This window comes from Ramlibacter sp. bp-362, from assembly GCF_054956735.1.
Map to the genome: position 1 here is coordinate 46,941 of NZ_JBUDXE010000018.1, position 20,047 is coordinate 66,987.

21 protein-coding genes are annotated in these 20,047 nt (G+C 70.3%); 7 read left to right on the plus strand and 14 right to left on the minus strand.

Annotation, left to right across the window (positions count from 1 at the left end; genetic code table 11):
• Positions 1-14: 14 nt before the first annotated feature.
• From ACY0MJ_RS19690 to ACY0MJ_RS19700, 3 genes are all read right to left on the minus strand, one after another.
• Positions 15-1,754, minus strand: a complete 1,740-nt coding sequence (locus ACY0MJ_RS19690; protein ID WP_462640243.1) for a sensor domain-containing diguanylate cyclase — start codon at positions 1,752-1,754, stop codon at positions 15-17.
• Positions 1,755-1,879: 125 nt separating this feature from the next.
• Positions 1,880-2,815 carry an RNA polymerase sigma factor RpoH gene (gene rpoH, locus ACY0MJ_RS19695; RefSeq protein WP_462640244.1) on the minus strand — a complete coding sequence of 312 codons (936 nt, stop codon included), beginning with the start codon at positions 2,813-2,815 and terminating at the stop codon, positions 1,880-1,882.
• Positions 2,816-2,952: 137 nt separating this feature from the next.
• Positions 2,953-3,411, minus strand: a complete 459-nt coding sequence (locus ACY0MJ_RS19700) for an Mpo1 family 2-hydroxy fatty acid dioxygenase (protein WP_462640245.1) — start codon at positions 3,409-3,411, stop codon at positions 2,953-2,955.
• A gap of 48 nt (positions 3,412-3,459) precedes the next feature.
• Between ACY0MJ_RS19700 and cutA the strand changes: the two genes are divergently transcribed.
• Positions 3,460-3,792, plus strand: coding sequence for a divalent-cation tolerance protein CutA (gene cutA / locus ACY0MJ_RS19705; protein WP_462640246.1), 333 nt, complete (start codon positions 3,460-3,462; stop codon positions 3,790-3,792).
• A 32-nt stretch (positions 3,793-3,824) separates the two neighbouring features.
• On the opposite strand, the gene ftsY is transcribed toward cutA, so the two are convergent.
• The gene (gene ftsY / locus ACY0MJ_RS19710; protein WP_462640247.1) at positions 3,825-4,928 is read right to left on the minus strand and encodes a signal recognition particle-docking protein FtsY; all 1,104 of its coding nucleotides are present in this window, start codon (positions 4,926-4,928) and stop codon (positions 3,825-3,827) included.
• A 29-nt stretch (positions 4,929-4,957) separates the two neighbouring features.
• Between ftsY and ACY0MJ_RS19715 the strand changes: the two genes are divergently transcribed.
• From ACY0MJ_RS19715 to coaD, 4 genes are all read left to right on the plus strand, one after another.
• Positions 4,958-6,379: a M16 family metallopeptidase gene (locus ACY0MJ_RS19715; RefSeq protein ID WP_462640248.1), complete on the plus strand. Its 1,422-nt coding sequence runs from the start codon at positions 4,958-4,960 to the stop codon at positions 6,377-6,379.
• A gap of 13 nt (positions 6,380-6,392) precedes the next feature.
• Positions 6,393-7,739, plus strand: coding sequence for a M16 family metallopeptidase (locus ACY0MJ_RS19720; RefSeq protein ID WP_462640249.1), 1,347 nt, complete (start codon positions 6,393-6,395; stop codon positions 7,737-7,739).
• A 192-nt stretch (positions 7,740-7,931) separates the two neighbouring features.
• Positions 7,932-8,519 (plus strand): 16S rRNA (guanine(966)-N(2))-methyltransferase RsmD, encoded by a 588-nt coding sequence (rsmD, locus tag ACY0MJ_RS19725; RefSeq protein ID WP_462640250.1) that lies wholly within the window; start codon positions 7,932-7,934, stop codon positions 8,517-8,519.
• A 50-nt stretch (positions 8,520-8,569) separates the two neighbouring features.
• Entirely contained in the window at positions 8,570-9,064 is a 495-nt protein-coding gene (coaD, locus tag ACY0MJ_RS19730; protein WP_462640251.1) for a pantetheine-phosphate adenylyltransferase, read from the plus strand.
• Between the two features lie 63 nt (positions 9,065-9,127).
• On the opposite strand, the gene ACY0MJ_RS19735 is transcribed toward coaD, so the two are convergent.
• On the minus strand, positions 9,128-9,841 hold the full coding sequence (locus ACY0MJ_RS19735; protein ID WP_462640252.1) for an alpha/beta fold hydrolase: 714 nt from the start codon (positions 9,839-9,841) through the stop codon (positions 9,128-9,130).
• 84 nt (positions 9,842-9,925) lie between these two features.
• Between ACY0MJ_RS19735 and ACY0MJ_RS19740 the strand changes: the two genes are divergently transcribed.
• Positions 9,926-10,600, plus strand: a complete 675-nt coding sequence (locus ACY0MJ_RS19740) for a histidine phosphatase family protein (RefSeq protein ID WP_462640253.1) — start codon at positions 9,926-9,928, stop codon at positions 10,598-10,600.
• Here ACY0MJ_RS19740 and ACY0MJ_RS19745 read toward each other — a convergent pair.
• The 7 genes from ACY0MJ_RS19745 to ACY0MJ_RS19775 form a co-directional block, all read right to left on the minus strand.
• Positions 10,549-11,892, minus strand: coding sequence for a tetratricopeptide repeat protein (locus ACY0MJ_RS19745; protein WP_462640254.1), 1,344 nt, complete (start codon positions 11,890-11,892; stop codon positions 10,549-10,551). The genes ACY0MJ_RS19740 and ACY0MJ_RS19745 overlap by 52 nt on opposite strands.
• Positions 11,882-13,306, minus strand: coding sequence for an amidase (locus ACY0MJ_RS19750; protein ID WP_462640255.1), 1,425 nt, complete (start codon positions 13,304-13,306; stop codon positions 11,882-11,884). Before ACY0MJ_RS19750 ends, ACY0MJ_RS19745 begins: the two co-directional genes overlap by 11 nt.
• A 4-nt stretch (positions 13,307-13,310) precedes the next feature.
• Positions 13,311-14,801, minus strand: a complete 1,491-nt coding sequence (locus tag ACY0MJ_RS19755) for an ABC transporter substrate-binding protein (RefSeq protein WP_462640256.1) — start codon at positions 14,799-14,801, stop codon at positions 13,311-13,313.
• A 64-nt stretch (positions 14,802-14,865) separates the two neighbouring features.
• Positions 14,866-15,687: an ATP-binding cassette domain-containing protein gene (locus ACY0MJ_RS19760; protein ID WP_462640257.1), complete on the minus strand. Its 822-nt coding sequence runs from the start codon at positions 15,685-15,687 to the stop codon at positions 14,866-14,868.
• Positions 15,684-16,721, minus strand: coding sequence for an ABC transporter ATP-binding protein (locus ACY0MJ_RS19765; protein WP_462640258.1), 1,038 nt, complete (start codon positions 16,719-16,721; stop codon positions 15,684-15,686). Before ACY0MJ_RS19765 ends, ACY0MJ_RS19760 begins: the two co-directional genes overlap by 4 nt.
• Positions 16,722-16,725: 4 nt before the next feature.
• Entirely contained in the window at positions 16,726-17,607 is an 882-nt protein-coding gene (locus ACY0MJ_RS19770) for an ABC transporter permease (RefSeq protein WP_462640259.1), read from the minus strand.
• A complete protein-coding gene (locus ACY0MJ_RS19775; RefSeq protein WP_462640260.1) occupies positions 17,604-18,554 on the minus strand; it encodes an ABC transporter permease in 951 nt (316 codons plus the stop codon). The genes ACY0MJ_RS19770 and ACY0MJ_RS19775 overlap by 4 nt, the downstream gene beginning before the upstream one ends.
• 41 nt (positions 18,555-18,595) lie before the next feature.
• Between ACY0MJ_RS19775 and ACY0MJ_RS19780 the strand changes: the two genes are divergently transcribed.
• The gene (locus ACY0MJ_RS19780; protein ID WP_462640261.1) at positions 18,596-18,865 is read left to right on the plus strand and encodes a YfhL family 4Fe-4S dicluster ferredoxin; all 270 of its coding nucleotides are present in this window, start codon (positions 18,596-18,598) and stop codon (positions 18,863-18,865) included.
• Here the strand turns inward: ACY0MJ_RS19780 and ACY0MJ_RS19785 are convergent.
• Together ACY0MJ_RS19785 and pth are read right to left on the minus strand one after the other, a co-directional pair.
• On the minus strand, positions 18,837-19,220 hold the full coding sequence (locus tag ACY0MJ_RS19785; protein WP_462640262.1) for a DUF4124 domain-containing protein: 384 nt from the start codon (positions 19,218-19,220) through the stop codon (positions 18,837-18,839). The two genes, ACY0MJ_RS19780 and ACY0MJ_RS19785, sit on opposite strands and share 29 nt — an antisense overlap.
• Before the next feature lie 23 nt (positions 19,221-19,243).
• Entirely contained in the window at positions 19,244-19,852 is a 609-nt protein-coding gene (gene pth / locus ACY0MJ_RS19790) for an aminoacyl-tRNA hydrolase (protein WP_462640263.1), read from the minus strand.
• Between the last annotated feature and the right edge of the window lie 195 nt (positions 19,853-20,047).

Here is a 20,047-nt window from a genome sequence, read left to right on the forward strand (position 1 = left end):
GAACCCCAGCAAGGTCAGAAATTCAACGGCCGGATCAGCTTCCGCTCCCCCTGCGTCATCCCGTCCAGCCCGTCCAGCACCCACTGCAGGCTGCCTTCCCCGTCGAGCTGCGGCAAGGGCAGCATCGCCGCCGTGACGTGGAACTTCAGCGTGAGCGCCGCCGGCAGCGCCTCGACCTGCCGCAGCCCGCTCGCCACCACCTGCTGCGCCCGCGAGCTCACCTTCTCCGGCGTCACCGGCGCTTCCAGCAGCACGGCGAACTCGCGGTCACCCACGCGCGCGGCCATGTCGAAGTCGACGATCGCGCGGCGCAGGTGCGAGGCCGCGACCACCAGCGCCTTCTCCGCCGCTTCCTTGCCGAACTCCTCGGCGATCGCCTCCAGGTTGGAGATGCGCACGCCCAGCAGCGCGCACTGCTGCTTCTGCCCGCGCGCGTGGGCGAGGCTGGAATCGAGCCGCTCCACCAGCCCGCGGCGGTGCGGCAGGCCGGTCAGCGCATCGGTGCGCGACAGGGCGCTCGCCCGCAGTTCGCTTTCGCGGCGCGCCATCAGCCGGCGGTGCAGCGCATAGAACAGGATCGGCAGCTCCAGCGCCGCGCCGTAGAACAGGCCGGCGCGCGTCAGCACGCTGCTGGGCACCAGGCCGAAGCCGCGCGCCAGCGGGAACAGCGCCATCACCAGCACCGGCACGAAGCCCAGCGCCACCAGCCGCAGGTGCGGATCGTGGCCATCGAGCCAGCCCCAAAGCACCATGCTCAGGATGGCCACCAGCGACAGGCCGGTGAGCGACAGCACCAGGGTCATGCTCAGGCTGCTGGCCACCACGATGTCGAGGGCGACGGCCGCCAGGAGCGAGGCGATCAGCGCCGCCACGCCCAGGTCCAGCGCGCGCGACAGGCGCTTGGGTTCGGTCACGACCTTCACGAACCACAGCGCGGCCGCGGTCGCCGCGCCCGGCCACAGGCCCAGGGCCGTGCCGTTCCAGATCGCCCAGTCCGGCCACAGGTGCTGGGCGCCGACGCCGGCGCGACCCAGCATGCCGGCGCCGAGCAGCAGGATGTAGAGCCCGAAGGTGAGGAAGGCGCGGTCGCGGTACAGCACGCCGTTGCCGAACGCCGCGACGGTCACCAGCAGCGTGAGCACGGAGAAGCCGCCGAACAGGAACTGCTCGCGCTCGCGGCTCGCCTGCAGCGCGTCGGAGCGGAACAGCGAGATGGGCGACGCGAAGTCGGCGCGGTCGTCCTGCACCCGCACCCAGTAGCGCATCGGCCGGCCGTCGCCCGGCGCGAGGGCGAAGGTGGGCAGGCGGCCGGGGATCGTCCAGTCCGACACCGCCAGGGTGCTGCCCGCTTCCTGCGCGACCCAGGCGCCGCGGCGGTCCTGGAAGAAGAACTGCACCTGGTCGTACACGGCGCCGCCGACCTCGGCGAACCAGCGCTCGCCGGGCGCCGCCAGGACGTCGAAGCGGACCCAGACGGCCCCGCCCTGCAGGCGCTCGTGGTCGTCGCGCTGGCGCAGGCGCCAGGGGAGGGTGTCGACGGCCCGGGAGACCGTCTCGATGGTGCTGCCGCCGCTGCGGTCGAACCAGAACACGCTCTGGCTGTTGAGGGCGGCGACCGGGCGGGCGCCGGACAGCGAGACCAGGGGCGCGGGCGCCGGGTCCGCCGGCTCGAGGGCGCGGGCCTCCTGCACCATCCCGAAGGAGGCGCACCACAAAAGGATCGCGCCGAATGCGCGCAGGGCCGTCCCCCTCATGGCCGGGATTGTTGCAGTGCAGCCGATGAGCTGCCACCTTCCGGGCGCGAAAACTGCGCGCGCGGGGCGCGGATACAACAAAAAGCCCGGCGGGGGCCGGGCTTTCGGGAACGGGCGGGAGACGCTCAGGCGTAGGCGGCCAGCGCCTTCTTCATCTTCTTCATCGCCGCCACCTCGATCTGGCGGATCCGCTCGGCCGACACGCCGTATTCCGCGGCCAGCTCGTGCAGCGTCATGCCGCCGGAACCGTCGTCGTTGACCTTCAGCCAGCGCTCCTCCACGATCCGGCGGCTGCGCGGATCGAGCTGCTCCAGCGCCGCGGCGATGCCCGCCGTGGCCATGGTGTCGCGCTCGCGGTTCTCCAGTTCCGCCGTGGGCTCGTGGCTCGCGTCCGCCAGGTAGGCGATCGGGCCGAAGGCTTCCTCGCCGTCATCGCTGGGCGCGGGGTCCAGCACCACGTCGCCACCCGACATGCGGGTCTCCATCTCGATCACTTCCTCGCGCTTCACGTTCAGCTCGCGCGCCATCACGTCGATCTGGGCGTCGGTCAGCGTCTCGCGGTGCGTCTCGGCGTCCGCTTCGTCCTTGAAGCCCTGCTTCATCGAGCGCAGGTTGAAGAACAGCTTGCGCTGCGCCTTGGTGGTGGCCACCTTGACCATGCGCCAGTTCTTCAGGATGTACTCGTGGATCTCCGCCTTGATCCAGTGCAGCGCGTAGCTCACGAGGCGCACGCCCTGGTTCGGGTCGAAGCGCTTCACGGCCTTCATCAGGCCGATGTTGCCTTCCTGGATCAGGTCGCCATGGGGCAGGCCGTAGCCCAGGTACTTGCGCGAGACCGAGACGACCAGGCGCAGGTGCGACAGCACCAGCTTCCCGGCGGCTTCCAGGTCGTTGTCTTCCCTGAACTTGCGCGCGTATTCGTATTCTTCCTCCGCCGTCAGCATGGGCAGGCGGTTCACGGCCGAGATGTACGCGTCCAGGTTGCCCAGCGACGGAACGACGGCCCAGGGATTGGCGACTGCCAATGCCGTGGTGCCTGCGGTTCCTGCGGTTGTGGACATGCGGGGATCTCCTTGTGCTTGTAAAAAATATTAGCACTCTGTTAGACAGAGTGCCAAGCCAAGGGTTCCGTAGGCACGGGTGCCGAATGGCAGTCGGTGGGGCCTGCCAGGAAGGGGCGCTGCCCCGGGAAGGCCCGCTACCAGCGGATGCCGAGCTTCAGGAACAGCTTGCTCAGCACGAAGATGGGACCGACCCACAGGTATTGCAAGTCCTCGAAGAAGCTGGGCTTCTTGCCCTCGATCTGGTGGCCCACGAACTGGGCGATCCAGGCGCCCACGAAGATGGCCACCGAAATAGTGAGCACATGCTCACCCATCGCGTGCACCAGCGCGAGCCCGATCACCGACAGCGCCGCCATGGCCAGCAGGAACACGGTGGAGAGCCTGGCGTAGTAGACCATGCTGGCCGCCACGAAGGCGTAGGCCACCCACGGGTGGAGCGTGTAGAGCAGCCCGATGAGGCTGAGCATGATCAGGGGGATGGCCACGAAGTGGATCCGCTCGTTGCGCGGGTTGCGGTGGCTTTCCTCGTAATGCGCCAGCAGCTGGTCGACCTTGCGGGCGGCGGGCGGGGCGGAATCGGTCAGCGTGGACATGGGTCGCTCCTGGCGGCGGACAATGCGCGCATTGTGGAGGGCAGGGCCATGGAGGATTGTAAAGAGCGCGACATCCTGGCGGTCACGACCACGGTGGCGACGCGGGCAGCCGCCGAAGCCCTCGCCCGCGCGCTGATCGAGCGGCGCCTGGCCGCCTGCGTGCAGGTGGAAGAGGGCCTGACCTCTTTCTATGGCTGGGAGGGCCGCACCTGCGAGGACCCGGAAGTCCGCCTGACCCTCAAGACCCTGCCGTCCCTGGAACCCGCCCTGCAGGCCTTCTTCGCCGAAGCCCACCCCTACGACGTCCCGCAGTTCCTGTCCGTGCGGATGCAGGCCAGCGCTTCCTATTTCGAGTGGCTATGCAATGAAGTGACTTCGTAGGCTGGCGGTGAGCCGCAGGCGAACCCCAGCAATCACCCGAGCAAAGCCAACGCGAACTCCCGCGCCCTGAACGTCTCCAGGTCCTCCAGCTTCTCCCCCACCCCGATGAAATACACCGGCACGGGCTTGTCCTGCGCGATCGCCGCCAGCACCCCACCCTTGGCCGTCCCATCGAGCTTGGTCACCACCAGCCCGGTCAGCTGAAGCGCCGCATCGAAGGCCTTCACCTGGGTGAGCGCGTTCTGCCCGGTGTTCCCGTCGATCACCAGCAGCACCTCGTGCGGCGCCGTCGCGTCCGCCTTGGTCACCACGCGCTTGATCTTGCGCAGCTCCTCCATCAGGTGCAGCTGCGTCGGCAGCCGCCCCGCGGTGTCGACGATCACGACGTCCTTGCCGCGCGCCTTGCCGGCGCTCACCGCGTCGAAGCTCACCGCCGCCGGGTCGCCGCCTTCCTGGCTGACGATCTCCACCTTGTTGCGGTCCGCCCAGACGGCCAGCTGCTCGCGCGCCGCCGCGCGGAAGGTGTCCGCCGCCGCGAGCAGCACCGTCTCGCCGCTGTCCGCCAGGTGCTTGGTCAGCTTGCCGATCGAGGTCGTCTTGCCCGCGCCGTTGACGCCGGCCACCATGATCACGGTGGGCTGGTGCTCGCCGATCGTGAGCTGCCGCTCCAGCGGCCGCAGCAAGGCCGTGAGCGCGTCCACCAGGATGTTCTTCGCCTGCACGGGCCGCGTCGCGCCCGTCGCCGCGACCTTGCGCTTCACTTCTTCCAGCAGGAAGGTCGTGGCGGCCACGCCCGTGTCGGCCATCAGCAGCGCGGTTTCCAGCTCTTCATAGAGCGCGTCGTCGATCTGCGCGCCCGTGAAGACTTGCGAAATGCTGGCGCCCGTCTTGCGCAGGCCGGCGCTCAGCCGCGTCATCCAGCCCTGCCGTTCCGCCGGCACCGCCTCGACCGTGGGGATCTCCAGCGGGGCGACGAGCTGGCTGCCGATCAGTCCACCGCCCGCTCCAGGGGCCGGTTCGGGTGCGAGCGCCGGAGCCGGCGGCGGCGCGGCCTGCGGCGCCGCGACGGGCTCGGGCGTGCTCGTCGGCGCGGGTGCGGGCGTGGGCGGGGGCTTTTTCCGGAAGAAGCTGAACATCAGGGAGGTTTCTAGAATCACACGATTCTATGAAACAGCCCCTCCGCGCGCTCCTTCCCCTCCTCGCCCTTTCGCTCTCGCTGCTGTCGTCCGCGCCCGCCACCGGCCAGATCACCGGGCCGGCGCCCGCGCAGGAAAAGCCGGTGCAGTACCGGCTCGCCAACGGGCTCACGCTGATCGTCAAGCCGGACCGGCGCGCGCCGACCGCGGTGCACATGCTGTACGTGCGCGTCGGCGCGATGGACGAAGTCGACGGCACCACGGGCGTCGCGCACGTGCTGGAACACATGATGTTCAAGGGCACGCCCACCACCGGCCCCGGCGAGTTCTCGCGCAAGGTCGCCGCGCTGGGCGGCCGCGAGAACGCCTTCACCACGCGCGACAACACCGGCTTCTACCAGCAGATCCCGGCGGGCAAGCTGGAGGACGTGATCCGGCTGGAGTCCGACCGCTTCGCGCACAACCAGTGGCCCGACGACGAGTTCAAGCGCGAGCTGGAGGTGGTGAAGGAGGAGCGGCGCATGCGCACCGAGGAGAGCCCGCGCGCGCAGCTGCACGAGCAGTTGAACGGCATCATCTTCCAGGCCTCGCCCTACGGCCGGCCGGTGGTGGGCTGGATGAGCGACCTGCAGGCGATGACCCCGCAGGACGCGCGCGAGTTCTACCGCCGCTGGTACGTGCCGGCCAATGCGGCCGTCGTCGTCGCGGGCGACGTCGATCCCAAGGAGGTGCTGCACCTCGTGCAGAAGTACTACGGCGCGATTCCGGCGAAGGCCGTGCCCGCGCGCAAGCCGCGCGAGGAACCGGAGCAGAAGGGCATCCGCCGCATGGAGTTCAAGGCGCCGGCCGACCAGTCCTACGTCACGCTCGCATTCAAGGTGCCGCAGCTGACGTCCTTCGAGCACACGCCGGCCAACGACGACGCGCTGGCGCTCACGGTGCTGGCCGCCGTGCTCGACGGCTACGACGGCGCCCGGCTGGACCGCGCGCTCACGCAGGGGCCCGACCGCGTCGCCGATGGCGTCGACGCCGGCTACGGCCTGTGGGGCCGCGGCCCGCAGCTCTTCTCGCTCTCGGGCGTGCCCGCGGCCGGCAAGACGCCGGAGCAGGTGGAGGCGGCGCTGCGCGAGCAGGTCGCGCGCGTCGCCCGCGAAGGCGTGACCGAGGCGGAACTGCAGCGCGTGAAGACGCGCTGGATCGCCGGCGAGATCTACAAGCTCGACTCCCTGATGAACCAGGCGCGCGAACTGGGATCCGACTGGATCCTCGGGCTGCCGCTGGACGCCGACGATCGCCTGATGGCGCGCCTGCGCGAGGTGACGGCCGACCAGGTGCAGTCCGTCGCCGCCCGCTACTTCGGCGACGACCAGCTCTCGGTCGGCATCCTGCGCCCGCTGCCCGTCGACCCCAACCGCAAGCCCCGCCAGCCGGCCGTGCCGGTGCGTCATTGAAAGAAACGCCGTGATGTCCCAGCACCTCCTCGCGCGCTGCGCCGCGGCCGCCGCGCTCGCCTTCTGCGCCTTCCCGTCCTGGGCCGCGCTGCCGATCCAGAAATGGCAGCAGCCCAGCGGCGCCCAGGTCTACCTGGTCGAGAGTCCCAGCCTGCCCATGGTGGACGTGGAGATCGACTTCGACGCCGGCGACCGCCGCGACCCGGCCGACAAGGCGGGCCTCGCCGGCGTGACGGCGGGCATGACGTCCAAGGGCATCGCCGCTCGCGACGGCGAGCCGGCCCTGGACGAGAACCAGCTGGGCGAGGCCTGGGCCGACCTGGGCGCCGGCTTCGGCGCCAGCTCCGGCCTCGACCGCATGAGCTTTTCGCTGCGCTCGCTCACGTATCCGGACCTGCTGGAAAAAGCCGTGAAGCTGGGCGCGCGGCAACTGGGCGAGCCGTCCTTCCCGGAGAACGTCTGGGAGCGCGAGCGCCAGCAGATGATCGCGGCCATCCGCGAGGCCAACACGCGGCCCGCCACCATCGCCGGGCGCGCGTTCAACGCCGCGGTGTACGGCAGCCATCCCTACGGCTACGACACCACCGAGGAATCGCTGAACCGCATCAGCGTGGCGGACATGCGCGAGTTCTATCGCAAGATCCAGCCTTGCCGCGCCAAGGCGAGCGTGGTCGGCGCGGTGAACCGGGCGCAGGCGGATCGCATCGTCGCCACCCTGCTGTCGCACCTGCCGAACGGGACCTGCCAGCCGCTGCCGCCGGTGCCCGAGGTGGCGCCGCTCACCGCGCCAGTGGAGCGCATGATCCCCTTCGCCTCGGCCCAGGCGCACATCCTCATCGGCCAGCCGGGCTACAAGCGCGACGACCCCGACTACTTCCCGCTGCTGGTGGGCAACTACATCCTGGGCGGCGGCGGCTTCGTCTCGCGCCTGTCCGAGGAGGTGCGGCAGAAGCGCGGCCTGAGCTACAGCGTCTACAGCTACTTCGCCCCGGGCCTGCATGCCGGCGCGTTCACCCTGGGGCTGCAGACGCGCCCCGACCAGGCGGCCGAGGCGGTGCGCGTCTCGCGCGACGTGCTGCGGCGCTTCGTCGCGGAAGGCCCGACCGAGGCGGAGCTGAAGGCCGCCAAGGACTTCCTGATCGGCGGCTTCGCCCTGCGCCTGGACAGCAACCGCAAGCTGCTGGACAACCTGGCCAACATCGCCTGGTACGACCTGCCGCTGGACTATCTGGACACCTGGACCGGCAAGGTGGAGAAGGTCACGGCCGCCCAGATCCGCGCCGCCTTCGAGCGCAAGCTGCAGCCGGACCGCATGGTGACGGTGGTGGTCGGCGGCGACGTGGCAGCCGCCCGACAATGACCTCCTCCATTTGGAGTGACCCCCTGTCAACCTTGACAGGGGTCGGCCAGCGCGAATGCCGGCGAGCCTGAACAATTCCCTTGCGCTGTCACGCTTCTGGCCAGACCAGGGACAGTTCACAGGGAGAGAGAGTGGGGGTGCGGCCTGCGGGCCGCACCCTTTTTTTTCGTCCTGCCCGGGTAAGCTCGGGCCATGCCCCGTACCGCCGCCCCCGCCCGCCGCGGCCTGCCGAACCAGGTGCGCATCATCGGCGGCGCCTGGAAACGCACGCTCCTGCCCGTCGCCGACCGGCCCGGGCTGCGCCCCACGCCCGACCGCGTCCGCGAGACCCTGTTCAACTGGCTGGGCCAGGACCTCACCGGCTGGCGCTGCGTCGACGCCTTCTCCGGCACCGGGGCGCTGGGCCTGGAGGCGGCCTCGCGCGGCGCGGCGGACGTGCTGCTGGTGGAGGCGGAGGGGGCGCTGGTCGACCAGCTGCGCGCGCTCGTGAAGCGGCTCGACGCGCAGAACGTGCGCGTGCAGCGGGGCAACGCGCTCACGGCGCTCGCGTCGCTGCCGGGGGCGAGCGTGGACCTCGTGTTCCTGGATCCGCCCTTCGAGGCGGACCTGTTCGACAAGGCGCTGGCGGCGGCGCGTCCGGCGCTCGCGCCGGAAGGCTTCGTCTACCTCGAGGCGCCGAGCGCGTGGACGCCGGAAGCGCTGGCGCGCCACCGGCTGGAGGCGGTGCGGCACATGAAGGCGGGGGCGGTCCACGGGCACCTGTTGCGCCCGGTTGCATAATGCGGCGCAACAAACCGGCCCGCCAGCGTGTTGGCGATGAGGAGAACACCATGGCCAACGACGTCATCGCCGTCTATCCCGGAACCTTCGACCCGATGACCCTCGGCCACGAGGACGTGGTGCGCAGGGCCTGCCAGCTGTTCGGGCGCCTGATCGTGGCGGTCGCGGCCGGCCACCACAAGAAGTCCCTCTTCACGATGCAGGAGCGCATCGAGATGGCCCGGGAGGCGCTGGCCGACCATCCGCAGGTGACCGTGGAGGGCTTCAGCGGCCTGGTGCGCGACTTCGTCGTCGCCCGCGGCGGCAAGGCCATGGTGCGCGGCGTGCGCGCGGTGACCGACTTCGACTACGAATTCCAGCTCGCCGGCATGAACCGCCACCTGATGCCGGAGGTGGAGACCGTGTTCCTGACCCCCAGCGACAAGTACCAGTTCATCAGCAGCACCTTCGTGCGCGAGATCGCCGTGCTGGGCGGCGAGGTCCACCAGTTCGTGTCGCCGACGGTGCAGCAGCGGCTGATCGACAAGGTGCGGAGCCTGGGATAAGGGTTGTCATTGCGGCCTCGAGCCGCAATCCACCGTGGCGTGTGCACCACCGTGGATCCCGGCTCAAGGCCGGGATGACAAGGGTGTGGCGAGCGAAGCCAGCCAGTCGGTCAACGTGGCGTTCACGAGCTCCGGCCGCTCCATCGTCAGCATGTGCCCGCACCGCGGCACCATCACCAGCTTCGCCTGCGGCACCAGCGCCGCGATCTCCCGCGAGCGTTCCGGCGGGGTCAGGCGGTCGGCTTCGCCGCACATCACCAGCACCGGGCAGCGCACGCGCGGCAGGTGCTCGCGCGCGTCCGGCCGCGCGATCACGGCGCGGTTCTGGCGGATCAACTGCTCCGCGCCCGCCGCCAGCACGAATTCCAGGTAGTCCGCGCTCAGGGCCGGCGCGTTGCCGGGATGGAAGGCCATCGCGATGTTGGGCTCGATCACCTCCCGCACGCGTCCCTGCGCGAACAGGCCGATGGCGGCTTCGCGGATCGCGATCATCTCCGGTGTGTCCGGCCGGGGGTCCGTGCCCAGCAGCGCGAGGCCGGCGATGCGCTCCGGCGCCTGGCGCGCGGCTTCCATCGCCACCATGCCGCCCATGGAGGCGCCGCACAGCACCAGCGGCCCCGCGTGCTGCGCGAGCAGGGCGGCGGCCATGGCCGGGATCGTCGCCTCGCGCATGTGCACGTCGGCGACGACGGGTTGCCAGCGGGAAAGGGCCGGAAGCTGCGCGCGCCACATGGCGGCGTCGCCGGCCAGGCCGGGAAGGAGGATCAGTGTGGGCATCGTGCTGAAAACTGGAAGCTTCGTGGGTTCCTCCGCATTCTGCATCGTGGAACGGCGGGATAATCGAAGGATGGGATCCGAGCAATGACCGAACTGGTGTTGATCCGCCACGGCGAAACCGACATGAACCGGGAGCTGCGCTTCCAGGGCCACGTCAACGTGGGCCTGAACGCGATCGGCCTGGAGCAGGCGCGCCGGCTCGCGGCCCGCATGGCGGGCGAGAAGGCCGACGCGGTGTACGTGAGCGACCTGCTGCGCGCCTGCCAGACGGCCGAACCGATCGCGAGCGGGCTGGCGCTGCGCCCCGTCACCGACGCCGGCCTGCGCGAGCAGTGCTTCGGCCGCGTCGACGGCATGCGCGTGGACGACATCCAGCGCGACCACCCCGAGGCCTGGGCCGGCTGGCAGCGCTTCGACGAGGACTTCGCCATGCCCGAGGGCGAATCGACGCGCGTGTTCCACGCCCGCGTGATCGAGGCGGTGCAGCGGCTCGTGGCCGCGCATCCGAAGCAGACGCTGGTCGTGGTCACGCACGGCGGCGTGCTGGACATGATCTACCGCACGGCCCGTTCGCTGGGCCTGGGCGGACCGCGCCAGAGCGAGATCCCGAACGCGGGGCTCAACCGCATCCGCGTGCGCGACGGCAAGTTCGACATCCTCGCCTGGGCCGACACGCGGCACCTCCAGGACCTGCCGCCGCAGCCGGTCTACGACCAGAAGAAGTTCGCGGTGGCGGAGCCCAGCCCCAAGGCGGCGTAGAGCCGCGTCGCCTGCCGGCGCAGGCGCTTCGATTCCGGTTGCGCGCGCAGCAGCGGCTGCAGGCGGTTCTGCGCGCCCGCGAGCTGTCCGCTTTTGAGCAGGGCGTCGATGTGCACCTGCTCGAACAGGTCCCGCTGCGCGTGGCTGCCGCCGATCTCCACCAGGCGCGGCAAGGCCTGCCCCAGCCCGTCGACCGCTTCCTGCCAGTCCCCGCGCGCGTGCGCCAGCAGGCCGCGCGCCGCCGGCAAGCACACGCGCTGCCACACGGGCGCATCGGGGCCCTGCAGCAGGCCCGCGTGCGCCTCGATGCTGGCCAGCCAGCCCCGCGCGAGATCGTCGCGGCCGGCGCGCGCCAGGCCATAGAGGTACTGCAGGTCCAGGAAGGGCAGCACGTGGTCGTGCGCGCGCCGCGCCAGGTAGTCGCCCAGCTCCTGCCAGCGGCTGCCGACGTCGACGCCGGCGAGTTCCGCGCGGGCCAGGAGCGACACCGCGTTCACCTGGTCCTGGCTGTATTCCTTCACCTCGGCCCACACGTGGCGGTCGTAGATCGCGAGCACCTCGTCGAAGCGGTCGAGGTCCAGCGCGAACAGGGCCTGGTGCCACCAGTTGTGCGTGACCATGAAGGAGTTCAGGCCGGTCCAGGTGGGGCTCACGTCCTGCAGGAAGGCGTGGCCTTCGGTCAGGCGCCCCTGCGTCAGCATCACGTGCGCGAGCGCATGGTGCGCCCAGGGCTCCTTGCGCCGCATCGCGATCGCCTGCCGGGCGCTGGCTTCCGCCTGCTCCAGGAAGTGGCACTGCTCCCAGGCGAAGGCCAGCATGCCGTGCAGGTAGGGAACGTCGCCGGCGGCGGGCACGGCGTGCAGTGCCAGGCGCAGCATGCCCGGCGAGTCGCCGCGGTTGAACAGGTGGTACTGCCCCAGCTTCAGCGAGGCGAGGTCGCGCGGGTGCTCGCGCGCCTGCTCTTCGTGCAGCGCGATCGTGCGCGGCAGGTCGCCTTCGATCCACGCGGCCACCGCTTCGACGAAGCGCTGCTCGCGCGCGCTCGCCCGCGGCGCGGCGGCCTGCGCCCTTTCGAGGAAGGGCCGCGCGTTGCGGGCGGCCTCGCCCGTCTCCGCGAACATGTGCAGCGCCGCGCAGTACGCCTGCACGATGGCCGAGGGATCGTCCTGCGCTTGCAGGATCTCGACGGCGCGCGCCTCGCTGGCGATGAAGCCTTCGACGAAGGCGTTCAGCGGCGCGAGGCTCGCCGGGTCGCCCAGCGTGACCGGGTTGCCCAGCGCATCAGTCGACATGGTGGATCGCTTCCGAAGGCGGTTGCGGCCACGGCCGCTGCGCCTCCCGGATCCGTTCGAAGGCGTGCGAGACCTGCAGCACGCCGAGGTCGTCGAAGCGCTTGCCGGCGATCTGCAGCCCGATCGGCAGGCCGCTGCTGGTGTAGCCGCAGTTGACGGACGAGGCCGGCTGCTCCGACATGTTGTAGGGCACGGTGAAACCGATGTGCTCCAGCGGCCGCATCGGGTCGTTGGTCGGCGAGGCCCACTCCGCCGGCGGCGCCGGCACCGGCGACACGGGCGAGATCACGTAGTCGAAGGGACGGCAGGCGTTCACCGCGGCCAGGCGCGTCAGGTGGAACTGGTGGTAGGCGCGGAACACCGCCTCGCCCGTCATGCCGGCGGCGCTGTCGGCCCACTGCTGGATGTACGGCAGCACGCGCGCCTTCACCTCGGGCGCGAGCGCCTTCATGTCGATGTGCGAGCGCATGCGCCAGAAGTGGTCCATGCCGTCCAGCATGCCTTGCGTCATGAAGGGCTTCAGCGGCGCGACGACGGCGCCGGCGCGCTCGAACAGCTGCGCGGCGCGCTCCACCGCCGCGCGCACTTCCGGCTCCACGGCCAGGCCGCAGCCGGCTTCCAGCAGCAGGCCGATGCGCAGGCCGCGCAGCTTGTCCACGCCGGCGTCGAACGTGCCCCAGGCGATGTCCTGGGGCGGCAGGTTCATGCTGTCGCGGTCGTCGGGGCCGGACAGCACGTGCATGAAGAGCGCGGCGTCCGCGACGGTGCGCGTCATCGGCCCGGCGGCGCGGCCCATGTAGGGCGGGTCGATCGGGATGCGGCCCAGGCTGGGCTTGAGCGTGAAGATGCCGCACCAGCCCGCCGGCAGGCGCAGCGACCCGCCGATGTCGGTGCCGATGTGCAGCGGGCCGTAGCCCGCCGCGGCCGCCGCGCCGGCGCCCGCGCTGGAGCCGCCCGGCGTGCGCGAGAAATCCCAGGGATTGCGCGCGAGCTTGTGGTAGCTCGACAGGCCCGAGGACAGCATGCCGTAGTCTGGCATGGTGGTCTTGGCCAGGATCACGCCGCCGTGCTCGCGCACGCGCGCGGCCGGCGGCGCGTCGGCCGTGGCCGGCACCAGCTCGGTGGCGGCCGTGCCCAGGGGCATGGGGTCGCCGCGGGTCGCGATGTTGTCCTTGACCGTGACCGGCACGCCGTCGATCAGCCCCAGCGGCTGGCCTTTCAGCCAGCGCTGTTCGCTCGCGCGGGCCTGCTCCATCACCTGGTCGGGGCGCAGCAGGAACAGCGCCTGCAGGTGCTGCTCCCAGCGCTCGACGTGGCCCAGCACGCTGCGCGCCACTTCCACCGGCGAGGCCTCCCGCCGGCGGTACAGCTCGATCAGTGCGGGCGCGGAGAGTTCATGCAGGGCAGGGGACATCGCCTCAGGCCCAGGACAGCGCCGACAGGTCGTTCGCGAAGATCGGCATGTCCTTCCACAGGCCGCGCACGTTCTTGTTGGCGACCGTCACCCACTGCGGCTGGTACAGGAAGGCCATGGGCGCGTCCTCGGCGATCAGGCGCTGGATGTCGCCCAGCAGCTTCATGCGCTCGCTCGCGTTGCCCGTGTTTTTGTACTTGGCGTACAGGTCGTTGAACTTGGTGGAGTGGTAGTTCCAGTAGTAGTTGGGCTTGGCGAAGTTGCCCAGGTCGAAGGGCTCCACGTGCGAGACGATGGTCAGGTCGTAGTTGCGCGCGCCGTAGACGTTGGACAGCCACTGCGCCCACTCCACGTTCTGCAGCTTCGCGTTGATGCCCACCTTGGACAGCTGCGAGGCGATGACCTCGCCGCCCTGGCGCGCGTAGGGTGGGGGCGGCAGCGTGAGCGTGACGTCGAGATTGTTCACGCCCGCTTCCTTCAGCAGGGCGCGCGCCTTGTCGGGGTTGTAGGCGTTGACGGCGGTCAGGTCCACATAGCCGGGCGCGCTGGGCGGGTAGTAGCTGCCGATCGGCACGCCGTAGCCGTCGCCGGCGCCCTGGATCACCGCCTTGCGGTCGATCGCCATGTTGACGGCGCGGCGCACGCGCACGTCGTCGAAGGGCTTCTTCTGGTTGTTCATCGCCATGATGGTCTTGGCGCGCGAGCCGGAGACCACCACCTGGAAGCGCGGGTTGCCCTTGAACTGCTCGACGCTGCGCGGCGTGACGCGCGGGAAGGCGTCGATGTCGCCGGCCAGCATGGCCGCGACCTGCGCCGCCGGGTCGGCGATGAAGCGGAAGGTGGCGCGATTGAGCCTGATGGCGTTCGCGTTGCGGTAGCCGGGCCACTTCTTCAGCGAGATCGACGAACCCTTGACCCAGTTCTCCAGCGTGTACGGGCCGGTGCCGACCGGCTTGGTCATGTTGCTGTCCGCGCTCTTGGGCTCGACGATCACCGAGGTGGCCTGGCCCATGAGGAAGGGGAAGTCGGGATCGATTTCCTTGGTGAGGAGCACGACCGTGTGGTCGTCGACCACGCGCGTGGTGAGCGCCGCGAAGGTGCGCTTGTCCTTGTTGGTGCTCTTCTCGGCGCCGGCGCGGTCGAAGGCGAACTTGACCGTGTGCGCGGTGAAGGGCTCGCCGTTGTGGAACTTGACGCCCTTGCGCAGCTTGAAGGTGTAGGTGGTGAGGTCGGGCGAGACTTCCCAGCTCTCGGCCAGCAGCGGCGTCACGCTGCCGTCAGGATTGATCTTGGTGAGCGTCTCGTAGATGTTGTAGAGCGTCACCTCGGCGATCGAGGACGCGGCGCCGCCGGTGGGGTCCAGGCCCGGGCTGGGCTCCAGCGCCATCGCCATCACGATGGAGTCCTTGCGGTTCTGGGCCAGCACGCCCGCGGGCAGGGTGGCCAGGGCGGCCAGGGAGGCGGAATGCGTGAGGAGGCTGCGTCTTTGGATCATGGTTGTGGACTCCAGGGATAGAGATCGGATGTGCAGGGATCATCCCTGACATCCGCCGCGCGAATCAATAGGGTTGACCTTGGGATTGCGGCGGTTCGGGCTCGGGAACGGCCGCGACCAGCGTGCGCGTGTAGGGGTGTTCGGCGGCGGCGAACAGGCGCTCGGGCGGCCCCTGTTCGACGATGCGCCCCTGCCAGAGCACGGCGACGTCGTCGCACAGGTGCTGGACCACGGCGAGGTCGTGGCTGATCAGCATGTAGGTGATGCCGAACTCCGCCTGCAGGTCCTGCATCAGGTTGAGCACCTGCGCCTGCACGGAGACGTCGAGCGCGCTCACCGGTTCGTCGGCGACGATCAGGCGCGGGCGCGTGATGAGGGCCCGGGCGATCGCGATGCGCTGGCGCTGGCCGCCGGAGAACTCGTGCGGGTACTTGCGCAGGTCGTTGGCGCGCAGGCCCACGGCCTGCAGCACCTCGCTGGCACGCGCGCGCTGCTCCTCGCGCGTGATGCCGCCCTGCGCGCCCAGCGGCTCGGCGACGATGCGCTCCACCGTCTGGCGCGGGTCCAGCGATCCGTACGGGTCCTGGAACACCATCTGGAAATCGCGCCGGGCCAGCCGCAGCTCCTCGCGCGGCAGCGCGTGCAGGTCGCGCCCGAGCAGCGTCACGCGCCCCGCCGTCGGCGCGTCCAGCGCCATCACCAGCCGCGCCAGCGTGGACTTGCCCGAGCCCGATTCGCCGACGATGCCCAGGCTGCGCCCCGCCTCGATGGTGAAGCTCACGCCGTTGAGCGCATGCACCTTCCCCGGCGGCTGCAGCAGCTTCTCGCGCGGCAGCGTGTATTCCTTGACGAGGTCCTCGACCTTCAGCAGCGCATCGCCGCTCATGGCTGTTCCTCCCTCTCCCTCGGGGAGAGGGCCGGGGTGAGGGCCGCCCCGCCAGCCGCCTTCGCCTCCGCCACCGCCTCCAGCCGGATGCACCGCGCATGGTGCCCCGCCTCCACCTCATACGGCGGCGGCACGGTGACATGGCACTCCGGAATCGTGAACCCGCACCGCCCCGCGAACGGACACCCCTTCGGCAAGTCCACCAGTTCCGGCACCGTCCCCGGAATCGTCGCCAGCCGCTGCCCCTTCGCGGTGCGCAGCCCCGGCCGCGCCGCGAACAGCCCCAGCGTGTACGGATGCATGCGGTGCGCGAACACGGAGGCCGTCGGCCCGCTTTCCACCACGCTGCCGCCGTACATCACCAGCATGCGCTGCACGTTCTGCGCGATCACGCCCAGGTCGTGCGAGATCAGCATCAGCGCCATGCCGCGCTCGGCCACCAGCTCGCGGATCAGGTCCAGGATCTGGCGCTGGATGGTCACGTCCAGCGCCGTCGTCGGCTCGTCGGCGATCAGCAGGTCGGGCCCGCAGGCGAGCGCCATCGCGATGGTGATGCGCTGGCGCTGGCCGCCGGAGAACTGGTGCGGGTATGCGTCGATGCGGCGCGCCGCGTCCGGGATGCCGACCCGGTCCAGCAGGGCGATCGCTTCCTTGCGCGCGTCCGCCGCGGACAGGCCGCGGTGCAGCCGCAGCGGCTCCCCCACCTGCCGGCCCACCGTGTGCACCGGGTTCAGCGCCGTCATCGGCTCCTGGAAGATCATGCCGATGCGGTCGCCCCGCAGCGCGCACATCTCGCGCTCGGGCTTGCCCACCAGCTGCTGGCCTTCGAACAGGATGCTGCCGGTGACGCGCGCGTTCTCGGGCAGCAGTCCCATGAGGGCCATCACGGTGATCGACTTGCCGCAGCCCGACTCGCCGATCAGCCCCAGCGTGTCGCCCCGCTCCAGCGTGAAGCTGGCGTTGCGCACCGCCAGCGCCGGGCCGCGGTGGGTTTGCAGTTCGACCGAGAGGTCGCGGACTTCGAGCAGGGCCATGCGGTCAGCGTTTGCGGGAGAGGCGCGGGTCGAACAGGTCGCGCAGGCCGTCGCCCAGGAGGTTCAGGCCCAGCACGGCGAGCGCGATCGCCACGCCCGGGAACACGGCGAGCAGCGGCGCCTGGAACATCAGCGTCTGCGCTTCGCTCAGCATCCGTCCCCAGGACGGCTGCGGCGGCTGCGTGCCCAGGCCCAGGTAGGAGAGGGCCGCCTCGGCGAGGATGGCGATGGCGAAGCGGATCGTCGCCTGCACGATCAGCACCGACAGGATGTTGGGCAGCACGTGCTCCATCGTGATCGCGAAGCGGCCCTTGCCGCAGGCGCGCGCCGCCAGCACGAACTCCCGGCCCCATACCGTGTTGGCCGAGGCGCGCGTGATCCGCGCGAAAGTCGGGATGTTGTAGATGCCGATGGCGATGATCGCGTTGACCATGCCGGGGCCGAACACCGCCGTCAGCATGATGGCCGACAGGATCGCCGGGAAGGCGAAGCCGAAGTCGGACAGCCGCATGATCGCCTCTTCCACCCATCCGCGCCGCGCCGAGGCGAGCAGCCCCAGGGCCGTGCCGATCACCAGGCCGATGCCCACGGCGATCACGCCGACCGCGATGGAGGCGCGAGCGCCCACCAGCAGCAGCGAAGCGACATCACGGCCGTAGGGGTCGGTGCCCAGCCAGTGCTGCGCGTCCGGCGCGCGCAGCTTCAGCGCCATGTCGATGTTGTACGGATCCCAGGGCGTCCACACGAAGGACAGCAGCGCTGCGGCGACCAGCAGCAGCGTGAGCACCACGCCCACCATGAAGCTGCGGTGCTGGCGCGCCCGCTTCCAGAAGCCCGGCGCCTGCACCGGCGCCACGGGCGCGGCCGTCTCGAGCACGGCGCTCATATGTCGCTCGCCTTCACGCGCGGGTCGATCACGGCGTAGAGCACGTCGACCACGAAGTTCACGATCACCACCATGGCCGCCAGCAGCATCACGCAGTTGCGCACGACGATCAGGTCGCGGTTGGAGATGGACTGGAAGATCAGCCGGCCCAGGCCCGGCAGGTAGAACACGCTCTCCACCACGATGGTGCCGGCCAGCAGCTCGGCGAACTGCAGGCCCATGATGGTCACGACCGGGATCAGCGCGTTGCGCAGCACGTGGCCCCACAGCGTGGCGCGCTGCGACAGGCCCTTGGCGCGGGCGGTGCGCACGAAGTCGTCGCGCAGCACCTCCAGCACGGCCGACCGCGTGAAGCGCGCCAGGATGGCGGCCTGCACCACGGCCAGCGACAGCGCCGGCAGCAGCAGCGCCCGCAGGCCCGGCAGGATGCCTTCGCCCCAGCCGGGGAAGCCGCCGGCGGAGAACCACTTGAGCTTCACCGAGAACAGCAGGATCAGCAGGATGGCGAACCAGAAGTTGGGAATGGCGATGCCGACCTGCGTGAGGCCCATGATGCCGACGTCGCCCAGCTTGTTGTGCCGCGAGGCGGCGTAGATGCCGGCGGAGAGCGCCAGCACGGTCGTGAACACCATCGCCAGCAGGGCCAGGGGCACGGTGAGCGCCAGGCGTTCCAGCACCAGCTCACCGACCGGCGTGCTGTACGCGTAGCTCAGCCCGAGGTCGCCGTGCAGCATGCCGGCGATCCAGTCCCAGTAGCGTTCCATGGCCGGACGGTCCAGGCCCAGCTTGTGGGCGAGCGCGACCACCGCGTCGGGCGAGGCGTCGGGGCCCATGATGATCTGCGCCGCGTTGCCCGGAAGGATCTCCAGGACCAGGAACACCACCACCGACGTGCCTACCAGCGTGGCGATGAGGGTGATCAGGCGCTTGAAAAGGAACAAGCTCATGCAGCGCGCGATAATGCCAGAAAGCGTTTGGGGGTCCCGCCATGGCATTGATGATTACCGACGAGTGCATCAACTGCGATGTGTGCGAGCCCGAGTGCCCGAACCAGGCGATCTTCCTCGGGCCGGAGATCTACCAGATCGACCCGGATCGCTGCACCGAATGCGTGGGCCACTTCGACGAGCCGCAATGCGTGCAGGTCTGCCCCGTGGCCTGCATCCCGCTCGACCCGAACCGCGTGGAAAGCCGCGAGACGCTCTGGCAGAAGTACCGGCGCCTGACGGCTACTTCTTCCGGGGAGCCACAGCGGTGAAGGGCTCCGGCTGCGCCGGCTTCTTCTTTCCCCTCTTCCTGGTCTGCGGCGCCTTCGCCACCTGCTCCCGGGGCTCCGCCTCGCCGCCGATCACGATCGCCTTCGGCGCGTTCTTCTCCTGCGCGAGCCGCGCCTTCTCCATCGCATCCGCCCGCTTCGCGTCCGCCGCGGCCGCCTGGGCCGCCTGCGCCGCGTCGGCCGGCGTGCGCGCGTCCGTGGCATCGATGGCCTTGCCGCCCGCGCAGGGCGTGGTGCCGTAGCTGTCGCCGCAGCGGTAGACCGTTTGCGCCGCGGCGGGGGCGCTGGCCAGGGCCAGCGCGGCGGCGATCACGAGGAAGTGTCCTTGCAGTCTCACGGTCTCCTCCTTGGCGGGGGTGGTCACGTCCCTTCGGGGCGCGGCGGCTTGGGCCGCGGCGGCTTGTGCGTGTGCACGACCAGCGTGGCCTTGTCCATCTCGCCGGCCAGCAGGGCGGGCACCGCCTTGAGCGTGCGGGCGATGCATTCCTCGATGGCGGTGCGCTGGTCGGGCGCCGGCTTCTTCAGCACCCAGTTGATCACCTCGGACTTGACGCCCGGGTGGCCGATGCCGATGCGCAGGCGCCAGTAGTCGTCGGTGCCCAGCTGCGCGTGGATGTCGCGCAGGCCGTTGTGTCCGGCATGGCTGCCGCCGAACTTGAGCTTGGCCTGGCCGGGGACGACGTCCAGTTCGTCGTGCACCACGAGGATCTGCTCCGGCGCGATCTTGTAGAAGCGCGCCAGCGCCGCCACCGACTTGCCGGAGAGGTTCATGAAGGTCTGGGGCTCCAGCAGCCACACGACCTGCCCGTGGACGTTGGCCCGGGCGACCAGCCCGTGGTAGCCGCGCTCGGCGACCAGGTTCACCTTCAGCTCGCGGGCGAGCGCGTCCACCCACCAGAAGCCCGCGTTGTGGCGCGTGCCCTCGTACTCGGGGCCCGGGTTGCCGAGGCCGACGAACAGCTTGATCATGGTCTTGCGAAGTTAGTGGATGGCGGCGAGGCGCCGAAGGAACTATTGTCGCCACGCCGGCAAGAAAAAAGCCCGCTTGCGCGGGCTTTCCTTTTTCCTCATCCCCGCGAAGGCGGGGGGTGGTCTCAACCGGTCAACGCAACGCCATTGATTTTCTCGTTAAGGACGTCCACAGGGAAGCGCCAGCCCAGGGTC